Origin of the sequence: Streptomyces sp. NPDC058620 (assembly GCF_042717135.1) — a bacterium.
Taxonomy (GTDB): Bacteria; Actinomycetota; Actinomycetes; order Streptomycetales; family Streptomycetaceae; genus Streptomyces.
In genome coordinates, this window is record NZ_JBHXQO010000096.1 from 1 (window position 1) to 13,513 (window position 13,513).

At 68.1% G+C, this 13,513-nt stretch carries 9 protein-coding genes and 3 pseudogenes; 7 read left to right on the top strand and 5 right to left on the bottom strand.

The features are described from left to right. Positions 1-125 precede the first annotated feature (125 nt). Positions 126-1,580 carry a hypothetical protein gene (locus ACFWSK_RS36235; RefSeq protein WP_383796020.1) on the bottom strand — a complete coding sequence of 485 codons (1,455 nt, stop codon included), beginning with the start codon at positions 1,578-1,580 and terminating at the stop codon, positions 126-128. Between the two features lie 108 nt (positions 1,581-1,688). On the opposite strand from ACFWSK_RS36235, the pseudogene ACFWSK_RS36240 reads away from it, so the two are divergent. Then, positions 1,689-2,499: pseudogene (locus tag ACFWSK_RS36240) on the top strand (IS5 family transposase). A gap of 48 nt (positions 2,500-2,547) precedes the next feature. Here ACFWSK_RS36240 and ACFWSK_RS36245 read toward each other — a convergent pair. Next, positions 2,548-3,388 (bottom strand): annotated as a pseudogene (locus tag ACFWSK_RS36245) (IS5 family transposase). Positions 3,389-3,831: 443 nt separating this feature from the next. Between ACFWSK_RS36245 and ACFWSK_RS36250 the strand changes: the two are divergent. Continuing rightward, a pseudogene (locus ACFWSK_RS36250) lies at positions 3,832-4,566 on the top strand (IS5 family transposase); the annotation flags it as partial. A 27-nt stretch (positions 4,567-4,593) separates the two neighbouring features. Here ACFWSK_RS36250 and ACFWSK_RS36255 read toward each other — a convergent pair. Then, positions 4,594-4,866 carry a hypothetical protein gene (locus tag ACFWSK_RS36255; protein WP_383796023.1) on the bottom strand — a complete coding sequence of 91 codons (273 nt, stop codon included), beginning with the start codon at positions 4,864-4,866 and terminating at the stop codon, positions 4,594-4,596. A 77-nt stretch (positions 4,867-4,943) separates the two neighbouring features. After that, on the bottom strand, positions 4,944-5,144 hold the full coding sequence (locus ACFWSK_RS36260; RefSeq protein ID WP_383796026.1) for a hypothetical protein: 201 nt from the start codon (positions 5,142-5,144) through the stop codon (positions 4,944-4,946). A gap of 432 nt (positions 5,145-5,576) precedes the next feature. Here ACFWSK_RS36260 and ACFWSK_RS36265 point away from each other — a divergent pair, with 432 nt between their 5' ends. Beyond that, a complete protein-coding gene (locus ACFWSK_RS36265; protein ID WP_383796029.1) occupies positions 5,577-5,984 on the top strand; it encodes a DUF4158 domain-containing protein in 408 nt (135 codons plus the stop codon). Between the two features lie 80 nt (positions 5,985-6,064). Next, on the top strand, positions 6,065-8,392 hold the full coding sequence (locus ACFWSK_RS36270) for a Tn3 family transposase (protein WP_383796031.1): 2,328 nt from the start codon (positions 6,065-6,067) through the stop codon (positions 8,390-8,392). 413 nt (positions 8,393-8,805) lie between these two features. Here ACFWSK_RS36270 and ACFWSK_RS36275 read toward each other — a convergent pair whose 3' ends face one another. After that, positions 8,806-9,705, bottom strand: a complete 900-nt coding sequence (locus tag ACFWSK_RS36275) for a LysR family transcriptional regulator (protein ID WP_383796034.1) — start codon at positions 9,703-9,705, stop codon at positions 8,806-8,808. A gap of 128 nt (positions 9,706-9,833) precedes the next feature. On the opposite strand from ACFWSK_RS36275, the gene ACFWSK_RS36280 reads away from it, so the two are divergent. The 3 genes from ACFWSK_RS36280 (at position 9,834) to ACFWSK_RS36290 (ending at position 13,164) form a co-directional block, all read left to right on the top strand. Beyond that, positions 9,834-10,790, top strand: a complete 957-nt coding sequence (locus ACFWSK_RS36280; RefSeq protein WP_383796041.1) for a DMT family transporter — start codon at positions 9,834-9,836, stop codon at positions 10,788-10,790. Further along, complete coding sequence (locus ACFWSK_RS36285) at positions 10,718-12,172, top strand: MFS transporter (protein ID WP_383796036.1); 1,455 nt, start codon at positions 10,718-10,720, stop codon at positions 12,170-12,172. The genes ACFWSK_RS36280 and ACFWSK_RS36285 overlap by 73 nt, the downstream gene beginning before the upstream one ends. Before the next feature lie 116 nt (positions 12,173-12,288). Next, positions 12,289-13,164: a recombinase family protein gene (locus ACFWSK_RS36290; protein ID WP_383796039.1), complete on the top strand. Its 876-nt coding sequence runs from the start codon at positions 12,289-12,291 to the stop codon at positions 13,162-13,164. Positions 13,165-13,513 lie beyond the last annotated feature (349 nt).

The window sequence follows — 13,513 nt, forward strand, 5'->3', positions numbered from 1 at the left end:
GGCCGCAAGAACAACCAGCCCACTGCCCGCTATGACGTGCACACAGTTGGCAGACCAGGCTCCGCGAAGCGACGCACGAAGAAGTCAACGACCCCCCGTCCACGCCGCACAGGTTAAAGATCAAGCTAGGCCGGGCCCAGATCCGGGTCGCGGGTTTCGTGGACTTCCCAGTGGCCCAGGCGGTCCGTGAGGGCCGCTCGGCGGCGGGCCAGGAAGACGAAGGCGGCGACGGCGGTGGTTGCGGCGGCTGCGGTCGTGGACAGTGCGGCGCCCCAGGACATCGGGACCATCAGTACGTAGGTGGCGAGGGCATAGGACAGCAGCAGGCCGCCGAGCCAGGGCCAGTGGGCGCCCGGCAGCACGGTGGTGGGGGTGGGGGCGAGGACGGTTCTGCGGTTCGGGTCGGGCTGTACGGGGGTCGCGGGGGCGAGGATTCGCTCGAAGTCGGCGCGGTCCACTTCCAGCCACGCCACCTCGCCTTCGTCGGTGACGAAGACGACCGGCTGGTTGTTCCTGATCAGGCGCCAGTTACGGGCACCGCACAGCCAGCCCGGCCGTTCGCCCATGGTGGCCGCGAGCAGGGCGAGCGTGTGGGGCGGGCCGCCGCGGTTGGCGGCCAGTACTTCGGAGCCGTCCTCCAGTGCGAAGCGCAGCTTGTGGTCCGAGGTCACGCGGACGGTGCCGTCGATGTCTCCGAGCGACACGTGGTCGCCGCGCCGGGCCGAGGTGATCCGTGCACGGACGGCGGGCAAGGCCGATCCGCCGGCCGCGTCCTCGCGGAGGGAACGGGCGGCAGCGTCGGCCTTCGGGGCGTACCGGGTCACACGGAGCACCCAGATGAACAGCAGGAGGCCGCCGGGAACGAAGGCGGTCACCGTGAAATAGGGCGGCAGGGAGAACGCGAACGGGGAGTCCGTCTCCGCGTACCGGCCGATCTGGCCGGAGTAGTCCACCACGCCGCCGAGTTCGGGTGCCGAGGGGGCGTACAGGACGATCATGGGTCTGGGCGAGCTGCGCCTGCTCCCCCCTCCTTGCATCCCGAAGTGGCCGTTGCGCACCGCGACCCGCCCGGTGACCCGGTGACCGTCCGGGGCGAGGACGGGGACTGCGACTGTCACGTCACCGCTGAACATCGCGACTTTCGGGTCGTCCCTGGTCAGCCTGTGAACGTCGACGGTCGTGCCCTCGGCGGTTTCGGCGCCGGCCTTCTGAATCGCGGCGATGCGCCTGAGGTCGTCGCCGTCCGGCCGGATCGCCAGCTCGGTCGCCACGGACAGGGCGGGCAGTATCACGGCCACGCCCAGCAGCCACGGTGTGATGCGGCGGATCCACTGCGGCTCGACGGGCAGGCGTGCGGGCGGTGGCGTGGGATCGGCCTGCCGAGGGGCCGCAACGCGGACCGGCCGGGAACCCGACCACACCCATATGGCGCCCAGGACCAGAGCCACGGCCCCGAGCACGGCCACGTCCGGCCGGTACACGGACATGCCCGCCCGCAGCAGCAGTGTCCAGATCGCCAACACTGCGAACAGCAGCGCGCCCCCACCCGAAGTCCTGGTCAACCAGGTGTTTCTCGCCATGATCGTGGACTGTACCAACGCCGGTGCGCGGGGCGGCAGATGGACCAGCTTGGGTGGGTGGGTGCTTAGAGGTCGCTTCTTCTGGCGTGATCGTTCGTTGAACGGTGCATGACGGATCTGGTTGAACGGCTGGTGCCGGACGAGTTGTGGGTGCTATTCCGGCGGGTGGTACCGCCGACGGAGGTCATACGCCCGCAGGGCGGCGGCCGGCGTCGAGCAGGTGACCCGCGAAGCCTTGGCCGCGATCATCTTCGTGGCGACCCCGGGTTGCACCTGGCGGCAGCTCCCGCCGGTGTTCGGCCCGAGTTGGCAGGCGGTCTACCGACGTTTCGCCCAGTGGAGCCGGGCCCGGGTCTGGGCCCGGCTCCACCGCGTCATCCTCGACGAACTCGGCGCGCGTGGGGAACTGGACTGGTCGTGCTGCGCGATCGACTCCGTCAGCGTGCGGGCTGCAAAGGAGGGCCTCTGACGGGACCGAATCCGACCGACCGTGGCAAGCCCTGATCGAAAATCCACTTGATCACCGACCGGAACGGACTGCCGCTCTCGCTCGGCATCTCGGGCGCGAACACGCACGACAGCCTCGGTCTGGAACCGCTCGTGCGGGGCATCCCGCCGATCCGGTCCAGGCGTGGACCTCGCCGACGGCGCCCTGGCAAGCTCCACGCCGACAAAGGCTACGACTACAACCACCTGCGCTGCTGGCTCCGCAAACGCGGCATTCGCCACCGCATCGCCCGCCGTGGCATCGAGTCCTCACAACGGCTCGGCCGACACCGCTGGGTCGTCGAACGGACCGTGTCCTGGCTTGCCGGCTGCCGCCGACTTCACCGCCAATACGAGCGCAAGGCGCGAACATTTCCTCGCCTTCGTCGGCATAGCCGCAGCCCTCATCTGCCACCACCGGCTCACCAAATGAAACGACGTCTAAGAGGGCGTTTGATGTAGACGAATTGCCGCTTATGCCCTAGTAGGTTCCTCGCCAGGTTGGTGTGGTCTCGTCCGTTATGCGCTTGGCGAGGTTGTCGATCGAGGCGATGTGGATCATGGCTTCGGGGCTGGCGGTGAGGGTCTCGTAGTCGCGGGCGAGGCGTCGGTGCATCATGATCCAGCCGATGCTCCGCTCGACTACCCAGCGCCTTTTCACGACGTGAAAGCCGCGAACTCCGGGGTTTCTGTTGACGACTTCGACGTCGATTCCGAGGTTGGCGCCGTGTTCGACGACGGTCTTCTTGAAGCCGGTGTCGACCCAGCTCTTGGCGATGGTCGGGTAGGTGCTTTTGGCCTGGTCGAGGAGGCGTATTCCCAGCGCGTTTTCGGAGAGGCTGGCGGCGGTGACGGTCACGGCGAGGATCAGGCCGATCGTGTCGGTGAGGATGCCTCGCTTCCGGCCGACGATCTTCTTGGCGGCGTCCGTCCCCTGGCTGGCCGCGGGCACGTTGGTGGAGGTTTTGATGCTCTGGGTGTCGATGACGGAGCCTGTGGCTTCGGGCTTGCGGCCTTCCTTCACGCGAGCCAGCGCGGTGAGGTCGTAATTGAACTGGGTGAAGATTCCCTCGTCGCGCCACGCGGCGTAGTAGGCGTAGACGGTGCCATGGCTCGGGAAGTCGTGCGGGACGTATTTCCAGGGAATTCCGGTGCGGTTCACGTAGAGGATCGCGTTTGAACACGTCGCGGAGTTCGACTTTCGCCGGCTGTCCGGTGGGGCGACGGTCGAGCCGGGCTTTCCGCCATGCCGTCAGGGTCGGCTCGATCAGGGCCCATCGGGCGTCGGACAGGTCGCTCGGGTACGGCTTGCGCTGGCTCACGCCGTAGCGTTGCCACGGGAAGGCCGGAAGGTACCGTTCCGCTATTAATCGGGAGGCTCTGGCGTGTCAACAAACCAGACGGAATCCCAGTGGCAGAAGCGAGCGAAACGGACCGCAGGGCCTCGGCGGCAGGAGGCGACGAAATTCGCACACTTCCTGAACCTGGGCAAAGAAGGATAGTGAGCAAAGCCGCTTTCCGGAACGTACCTACGTAAACGCCCCCTAAGAGAGCGTTTTGTCCTGGCGGGGACGTTTCGTTGCAGTTCAGGTGGCGGACCGCTTCGGCTCGGCTGGGGCAGTAGACGTCGCTTGTGGCAGATGAGGCGGATGACGGCCTTCGAGGGCCCGTTTCAGGCCCTTCACTCCTGTCTGATCCCAACACGCCCCCGGTTGCACCTGTTTGCGCCCTGTAGCGGGACGGCGTCCATCGGTACTACAGAAACAACATCGGCCGGCCGCCCGAACACGACCTGCGCCGGATCATGGACGCCATCCTCTATGTCGACCGGACCGGGATTCCGTGGAGATACCTGCCTCACGACTTCGCTCCATGGGAAACCGTCTACGGATACTTCGCCGCCTGGCAGAAGCACGGCGTCTTCGACCAGCTCAACGGTCTCCTGCGCCGACTGGTCCGAAAGGCCGAAGGCCGCGACGCCGAGCCCACCGCCTGCATCCTCGACGCCCAGAGCGTCAAGACCTCAGCCAACGTGCCTGCGACCGGTCAGGGCATCGACGCGGGCAAGAAGATCGCGGGCCGCAAGCGTCACATCGGCGTCGACACCGCCGGCCTCCTTCTGGCCGTACTGGTCACTGCCGCCAGCGTCTCCGACAACGTCGGCGGTATCCACCTGCTCTCGAACATCGCCGAAAGTCATCCCCGAGTCATGAAAGCGTGGGCCGACAGCGGCTACCGCACCAAGGCCATCGACCACGGCGCCCGCCTGGGCATCGATGTCGAAGTCACCCGCCGCGACCCCACCCAAAAGGGCTTCAAGGTGATCCCGCGACGCTGGGTCGTCGAGCGGACCTTCGGCTGGCTCATGCACCACCGCCGCCTCGCCCGCGACTACGAAACCCACCCACAGCGCTCCGAAGCCATGATCAACATAGCGATGATCGACCTCATGACCCGCAGACTCACCCGCGAATCAACCCACAACTGGCGCGACAGCTGAACGGCGGCAGAGTCGGACTTCTGTGAATCACAGCAGGTAGGGCCACAGGCTGACACTGTTCCGCTCCACACGAACCTCGACCCACGTTCCATCGACAGCAGGCGATGGCGGCGGGTCGGCGAGGTCGAACAGGATGTGGGTTCCAGCTACCTCCAGAACGGCCCCGCCATCGCCCGTCAGGCCCAGCCGCCCCCGAAAGACGATCCGACCGCCTTCCACCTCATCCACCCCGGGTGAGAACAAAATGGCCGGTCGAGTGTTGCCGCCCCAGGCCACGTCCTCTTCAACAGTCCACTCCACATGAGGGGTTCAGCCGAGATACGGCCGAAAGGGATAGCAGCGCGATCTTGACTGGGTGACGAGCCCGTTGTGCACGGCTATGGGTGCGGTTCTCCGGTGTCGCGCAGGTTACGCATGGTGGGGTCGTCGTTGATGGCCGGTGCCTGGCGGATCGCGCCGAGAACGATGGCGGGCAGGGTGTCGGGCCAGTCGTCGGCCTCGACGAGGTGGTGCTGCCCGGCGAACCACACGGTGGCAAGGAGCGAGGTGGCTGTGCGCTGATGGAGGTGCTCGCGCATGCCCTCTGGCGGCCGGTGGTCCCGGCGGTATCTTCGATCTGTGTGCGGGCGGCTTTCTCCAGGTGCGGTTGTAGGGGGCCGCGGCCGTACTGGATGAGCTTCATGCCCTCGCGGGCGAGGTGGTCCAGGAAGCGCTCGTAGGTCTCCCAGTCCGTGCCGCCGGCTTGGGCGTACTTGATGAGCATCGCGGTGATGTCGGCGATGCGGTTGGTCTGGCCGGTGAACTGCTCGACGAGGAGCGCGACCTGTTCGGGGCTCAGGTCTCTGTTACGGCGGGGATGCTTGCTGCTGTCGGTCACGGGAGTCGAGCGTAGAGGCCGCACGGTCGGTGTGTACGGGGTCCCCTGGGGGCTCTCGTGTGGGCTGACGGCTGCCCTGGTACGGTCCCGCGCGGAAGTGATCGTTTTCGTACCAAGGGCGGGGACCGGCGGCGTGACCTCGATAGAACGGACCGCGTATCCGCGCTTCAAGCGGCTGATGTCGGCGCGGGAGATGCACGTCTTCTTCACCCCGAAACCGGAGGAAGCGGCCTGGGTGAGGGAGCGGACCCGCTCCGAGGAGCACCTGCTCGCCCTGGCCTTGGCGCTGAAGTGCTACCAGAAGCTGGGCTACTTCCCGAAGGCGGACGAGGTCCCCGAGGCGGTGGTGGAGCACGTGCGGGGCGCGCTGGAGCTCGCCGAGGGCACCGGGCCGCACTACGAGTCGGCCAACACCGCCAAGCTGCACCGCAAGCTGGTGCGCGAGCGGCAGGGCATCTCCTACGACCAGGAGCGGGCCCGTCAGATCGCGGAGGGGGCGATCGGTCGGGCGGCGCTGGTGAAGAACAACCGCCGGACCTGATCAACGTCGCGCTGGAGGAGCTGGTCCGGGCGACCTGCGAGCTGCTGGCGTTCCGCACCCTGGACGAGCTGGCCGCGCGGGTGCGCCGGGAGGTCAACGAGGACATCTTCCACGCCGTCCGCTCCCGCATGACGCTTCAGGACCGGGCGCGCCTCCAAGGGCTGTTGGAGGTGGGCGGTCTGGACCGCAAGAGCGGGCTGAACCGGCTGAAGAAGGCCGCGAAGCGTCCCAGCTGGAGCCATCTGAAGGAGCAGCACAAGCACCTTCAGTGGATGGACCTGCTTGGGGATACCGACGCGTGGCTGGAGGGCCTCGCCCCGGGGAAGATCGCCGATTTCGCGGCCGAGGCGTCCGCGCTGGACGCGGCGGAGCTGCGGGACTACGAGCCGGGCAAGCGCACCGCGCTGCTGGCCTGCCTGGTGCACGCGGCCCGCCGGCGGGCCCGGGACGACCTGGCGGAGATGTTCTGCAGGCGGGTGGCCACCAAGCTCAAGAACGCGAAGGACGAGCTGGAGGAGATCCGCAAGCAGCAGCAGGTGCTGGTGGAGCGGATGATCGGCACCTACCGCACGGTGCTGGAGCGGATCGATCCCGCCGACCTCGTCCCCCGCGGCCCGGACGGGGCCCCGGCGCCGGTCCCGGCGGGGAAGAAGGCCCGGCGCAAGGCGGCGCGGGCGCTGGCCGCCCAGCGGGCCGCGGCGCTGGCGATGGCGCAGAAGGCGGTGCTGGTCTCCGGTTCGTTCGACGCGGAGTTCGCGGACATCGAGGCGGTCTCCGCCCACCACGGCAACAACCACGAGGTGCTCGTCGCCCGCTTCTACAAGCGGGACCGGGCGCCGATGTTCGACCTCATCGGCACCCTGGAGTTCGAGGCGGTCAGCGAGGACCGGCGGGTGCTGGACGCCCTGGAGCACGCGCGGGCCCACCAGAGCGCGACCCGCGAGTACATCTCGGAGCTGTACGAGGGGCAGCCGCTGAACCTCGGGTTCGCCTCGCAGAACTGGCAGCGGGCCGTCCGGGACCGCCGCCGGCCCGGGATGCTTCACCGGCGGCGCTTCGAGGCGTTGGTGTTCACCTACCTGGCCGAGCAGCTGCGGACCGGCGATGTGGCCATCACCGGCTCGGACACCTTCGCCAACTGGCTTGAACAGCTGCCCGACTGGGAGGAGTGCGGGCCGAAGTTGGCGCAGTTGTGCGAGGAGACCGGGCTGCCGGGTACGGCCGAGGAGTTTACGGCGGCCCTGCGCGGGCGGCTGGAGGCCACCGCGGCGGAGGCCTTCGCCGAGGCCGCGCGGCACATCGCCGGGGTGTCCACGCACGAGCTGGGCGCGATCGCGAACCGGCACCTGAGCATCGACAAGATCAACGAGGCGATCACCGACGTGGTCAACGCGTTCATGCGCCTGGACCTGGTCAAGGCGTGGGGCGACGGGACGAGCGTGGCGGCCGACGGGACCCAGATGGACACCTTCATCGACAACCTGCTCGCCGAGACCTCGATCCGGTACGGGGGCTTCGGCGGAATCGCATACCACCATATATCGGATCAGTTCATCGCACTCTTCTCCAGGTTCATTCCCTGTGGCGTGTGGGAGGCCGTGTACATCTTCGACGGGCTGCTGAAGAACGCCTCGGAGATGAAGCCGGACACGATCCATGCGGATACTCAAGGCCAGTCGTTCCCGGTGTTTTGTCTCGCCCATTTGATGGGGTTTGAGCTGATGCCGCGGATACGAAACTGGAAGGACCGCACCTTCTACCGGCCCTCCGCGAGCGCCCGCTACCGGCACATCGACGCCCTGTTCGACCAGGGCGGGCGCAACGTCATCGACTGGCGGCTCATCGAGGCCCACTGGAGGGACCTCATGCGCGTCAGCATCGCTATCCGCGAGGGCACCCTGGCCTCCCTGCTGCTGCTGCGACGCCTGGGCAGTAACTCCAAGCGCAACCAGATCTACCGGGCCTTCCGCGAGGTGGACCGGGCGGTCGCCACCGTGCAGATGCTGCGGTTCATCTCGGACCCGTCCCTGCGCCGCCGGGTAACGGCGGCCACCAACAAGGTCGAGTCCTTCAACAACTTCACCGACTGGCTGGCGTTCTGCAACGGCGGGGTGATCGCCGAGAACGACCCGGCCGAGCAGGAGAAGGCGGTGAAGCTGACCTCGCTGCTGGCCAACTGCGTGATCTTCCATACGACGCTGGACCTGATGGACGTCGTGCGCGAGCTCCAGACGGAGGGCTGGCAGATCACCGGCGAGGACCTGGCCGCGATCAGCCCGTACCTGACCGACCACATCATGCGCTTCGGCACCTACGCCACATCCGAGCTGGCCGTGCGGCCCGGCGCCTTCGACCCGCACCTGGACGTCGACTTCGAGGAGGAACAACCCGAGCCGGCCGCAGCCTGAGCAACTGCGCGACCCCCAACGCGCCGGAGGACATCGACGACGAGGCGGAGTGGCGGCCCGATCACCAGCCACGGCAGAGGACCGTGGTCATGGTGTCGCCTGGCTGGCCTCGAACGACCCCACGGGGGTGGGGCGCCACCGAGGCCGCTGGCCCCGTCGCGCAGAAAGCGAGCGATCGACTCGGCCGTGCGGTACTGACCATCTCCCGCACGGACGGTACCGCGATCGGGCACTTCAGCGCCGATACCCAGGACGCGGCGAGCTTGACCATGCGTGTCCACGCTATCTCCTCCGCCCGATACGGCCAGGTCTTCGCCGTGGATCTGGCGGGTCTGATCGAGCGCGTCAGTAGTGAGTCCGTTGCAGAGATGGCCCGGCTCGATGGTGCAGTGTGACCGGATCCGGCAGACGAATTATTTCCGTTGGACAGCGCAGGCACGCAGCGAGGCGAGCAGTCCGCTCAGGGCGGAGGTGGCCGGTGCGGATTCCCGCACGGCCGCCCAGATCGAGCGGACCGGCTCCGGATTGCGGATCTTGCGTACGAGCACGCCGGGATGCCGGCTGCCGATCCCCAGCCGGGGGATCACGCCGATGCCGAGCCCGGCGGCGATGAAGCCCTGCGCCGTGGCATGGTCCTCGCTGTCCACCACGAAGTCCGGCGTGAAGCCGGCCGCGCCGCAGGCCTCGAGCACCGGCTCCAGGCAGGGGCCAGGACGGTCGCTGGCGATCCACGGCTCATCGGCGAGATCGGCCAGCTCGAGCACCCGCTTCCCGGCCAGCCGGTGGCCCTTGGGCAGCACGGCGTCATAGCTGTCGTCGAGCAGATGCACGAGGCGGATGCCCTCAACGGCCACCCGCTCCCGAGCCCGGACCACGAGCGCCAGATCGGCCGTACCCCCCTGCACCTCCGGCAGTGGGTCATGCGGATCGCTCAGCTTCAGCTCGACCTGCACGCCCGGCTGCTCGCGGCGCAGCTCCGCCAGCGCGGGAGCCAGCAGCGGGGCCCCGGCCGTGGCGAAATAGCGGACCGCGACACGCCCTGTACGCCCTTCCCGCAGGCCCGCCAGCGCGGTCTCCGCCTCTGCGACTTGCCGGCCGATGGCCGCGGCGTAGTCGGTGAGCAGCCGGCCGGCATCCGTCGGCCGTACGCCCCGCCCGGTCCGCTCCAGCAGCGCGATGCCGGCCTCGCGCTCCAGCACCGCCATCTGCTGGCTGATGGCCGAGGGCGTATAGCCGAGATTTCGCGCTGCCGCGGAGACCGAACCGCTGGTGACCACGGCTCGCAGTACCTGCATACGTCGCACATCAAGCATGTAGATGAGCTTAACGTCTCATGAAGATCTTTTCGCTTGTCTTATGGATGGACCCGGGACACCGTAAGGGAAACACCATCACCAGGAGGCGAACCGTGCGCAGCGGCCGAAGCGGCACCCATCTACGCATGGCCGTCCTTGCCCTGCTCTGGGGCTCGGGCTTCCTCATGATCAAGGTCGCGCTCAACGGCGGCCTGGCCCCGCTGCACATCACCGTCATCCGCTGTGCCCTCGGCGCCGGTGTGCTGCTGGTCCTGGCCCGCGCCGCGCGCCAGCGGATGCCGCGCGGACGCCGGATCTGGGGGCATCTCGTGATGGCTGCCTTCTTCTGCAATGCCCTGCCGTTCTTCCTCTTCAGTCTCGGCTCGCGACACGTCGACTCCGGGGTGGCCGGCGTCCTCAATGCCACGACGCCGCTGTGGTCGCTGCTGATCGGCCTCGGCCTCGCTACGGACCGCGGGCTGGGCCCGCGGCGCCTGAGCGGGCTGTTCCTCGGCTTCGCCGGCGTGCTGCTGATCTTCGCGCCCTGGCAGGAGTCGGGTCTGGCCAGCGGTGGCGCCCTAGTCCTGCTCGGGGCGGGGGCCAGCTATGCCGTCGCCTTCGCCTATATGGCCCGCTTCCTCAGCCTGCGGGGCTCCTCACCGCTCGCCCTCTCCGCGGCTCAGCTGCTCATGGCGACGAGCCTGACCACGCTCGCGCTGCCCGCGGGTCCTGCGGCCCCTGGCGCTCCCAGCCTCAGCGCAGTGATCGCGGTCATCGTGCTCGGCATCTTCGGTACCGGGATCACCTTCCATCTCAACTCCCAGATCATCGCCACCGAGGGCCCGACGGCGGCCGCCACCGTCGGCTATCTGCTGCCGGTCGTCTCCATTGCGCTGGGTGCGCTCGTCCTCGACGAGCAGCTGAGCGTGCGGATCATCGCGGGGATGGCCGTGGTGCTCCTCGGCGTCGGGCTCAGCCGCAGCAAAGGGCGTACGGGCGCCAAGGCTCTCAACCACCGAATGAACGGATCATGCGACCCCACTCCCCCTGGCAGCAGCGCGACTTCCGCACCCTCTTCACCGCCACCACTCTCAGCCAGCTAGGCACGAATATCGGCTATGTGGCCATCCCGCTGCTCGCCGTCTCCGCCCTGGATGCCAGCCCCGGACAGGTCGGCGCCCTCGCGACCCTGAGCACCCTTGCCTTCCTGCTCATCGGCCTGCCCGCCGGCGCCTGGGTGGACCGGATGCGGCATCGGCGGGTGCTCATCGCCGCGGATCTGACGCGAGCCTTGCTGCTTGCCTCGGTCCCGCTGGCCTGGTGGCTGGAAGCCCTCACACTCGGGCAGTTGTACGCGATCGTGCTGCTGAACGGCTGCGCCACGGTCTTCTTCGATGTCGGCTCGCAGAGCGTGCTGCCGCAACTGGTTCGCCGCGATGACCTCGTACAGGCGAATGCCGCCGTGATGACCCTGATGGCCACCGCCAATGTGGCCGGACGCGGTGCTGGGGGAGGGCTCGTCCAGCTGCTCACTGCCCCTGTGGCGATTGCGGTGACCGCCGTGAGTTATCTGGCTTCGGCCCTGCGGCTGAGCGCTATTGGCCGTACGCCGGCGCCTCCGCGGCCGGAGCAGCCTGTTCGGCTGGCCGCGCAGATCGGGGAAGGGCTGAGCCACGTACTCGGAAACCGAGAGCTGCGGGCGCTCGCCTTCTCCGCTTCCCTCACCAACCTCGGGTCCGCGATGGTCAACACGATGCTTCCGGTCTTCTTCGTTCGTGAACTCGATCTCCCGGAGAGCGTGCTGGGCCTGTTCTGGGCGGCGGGCGGCGTCGGTCTCCTGCTGGGAGCCCGCTGCGCCCGGCCCTTCGCCGCGCGCCTCGGCTACGGCCGTTCGCTCGGCCTTCTCGGCCTGGTCCTGGCCCCCGCGGGACTGCTCGTGCCGCTCATCGACCGCGGCCCCGGGCTGTGGCTGGCAGGGGCGGGATGGCTGCTGGTCATGTTCAAGACCGGCATGAACAACGTGCTCGGCGTCAGCCTGCGCCAGCAGATGACCGCGGATTCGCTGCTGGGCCGCATGAACGCAACCTTCCGCTTCCTGCTCACCGGGGCCCTGGCCATCGGCTCGGCCGTAGCGGGCCTGATCGGCGAGGTGGCCTCGGTGCACGCAGCACTCTGGGCGGGCGGCGCCTTCCTGACAGCGGCGTTCCTGCCGGTCTATCTCTCTCCGGTGCGCACGCGGAGCGAACTGCCGCAGCAGCAGGACGAGACGTCCATCGGGACCGGGGCAGGGAGTCCTAGCCGCGCTTCTTTCCCCAACCTCGTAGGGAGAGACCCTGCCGAAGGCGCGATGCCCCGGCACGGCTGCACCGACGGAGGGAATCCGCCCGGCAGACCTGTTGTCCGGCTAAAGGTCTGGGGCCCTGCCCCAGAGGAACGGGTGGAAGGTCGGCAGCAGGCCGTGCTCCGGGTTCTCACAAATGAGTAGTTCTGAGAGACCAGGCACCCCCACCGGACCGGGTCCGATTTGCCCCCTGATCTTCGTTCTCATAACCTCTCTCAGAACAGCTTTCGCACAATGCCCCACGCGGTAGGTTCTGCGGCATGCCACCACTCGCTGAACCGGCCGCCGCCGTCGAACAGTTCGACTGCCCCACCTGCGAAGTGCCCGCCGGAAGCACCTGCCGCACCCGCGGCGGCAAGGTCGCCCCGAAGTACCACACCCCCCGCTTCATGCTTGTCCCCCAGCTCCGCGCTGAACTCGAAGTCCGCACGCCCGGCGACCGGGGACCAGGCCGCACGTGGGAGACGGGTCCGGCGATCGACGCCGTGGTGCCCAACGCCACCACCAAGCCGACGCGGGTGGGCTACGCCCGGTGCTCCACCGCCCAGCAGGAACTCCAAAGCCAGCTCGACGCGCTGGGCGAGGCGGGCTGCGAACCGGTCTTCTCGGAGAAGATCAGCACCCGGATCAAGGGGCGGCCGGAGTTCGTCAAGGCGATGGACTTCGCCCGCACCATCAAGCAGGCCGTCCCCCAGCAACGGGTCATCTTCACCGTCCATGAGATGAAACGCCTGGGCCGCGGCGCCGCCGAGCTCCTGGCCATCGCCGAGGACCTGCGCCACCACGACATCCAGCTCGAACTCCTCACCGGCCCCCTCCAAGGGGTCTACGACCCCTCTGGGCACGGCGCCGCCCTGTTCGCATTCTTCGCCGGCATGGCAGAGTCCGAGCGCGAGTACATCCGCGAAAAGTCCCTGGAAGGCCAGGCGTCCGCCCGCGCGCGCGGCCGTCACGGCGGAAGGCCCAAGGTCGTCGACGACGACATGGCCCACTACGCCCGCAGCCTGCGCGCCAACGGCATGCCCGTACCGCAGATCGCCCAGAAACTCGTCATCGCCACCGGCAAGAACAAGGGCCAGAACCCGTCCGTCGCCTCCATCTACCGCATCCTCGCGGAGGACGAACCCGAGACCTGAGCATCCATCCGAGGCTCCAAGATCCTACTGCTATCCCTTTCGGCCGTATCTCGGCTGACCCTCCATGATGCTCGCGCCCCACTCCCGTCGGATCGCCGCACCAGAACGCCGCGGCGGCACCCACCTCCGAGCGCACCCGAACCGTCGCGCGCCCGTCTGCGACCTGCCCGACCGCTTCCACCTGGACCAATACCCCGCAATCATCCACGACAGCACTGCGTTCCCAAACACTCCCGCCAGGACAAAACGCTCTTTAAGAGCCATACCGGTGATTTAGGTGCTCTTCTGGCGTCTGCTGGTTGCTTTGGTGGGTGGGACGAGTGTGATGGCCCTGGTGGGTGGTTGGGGT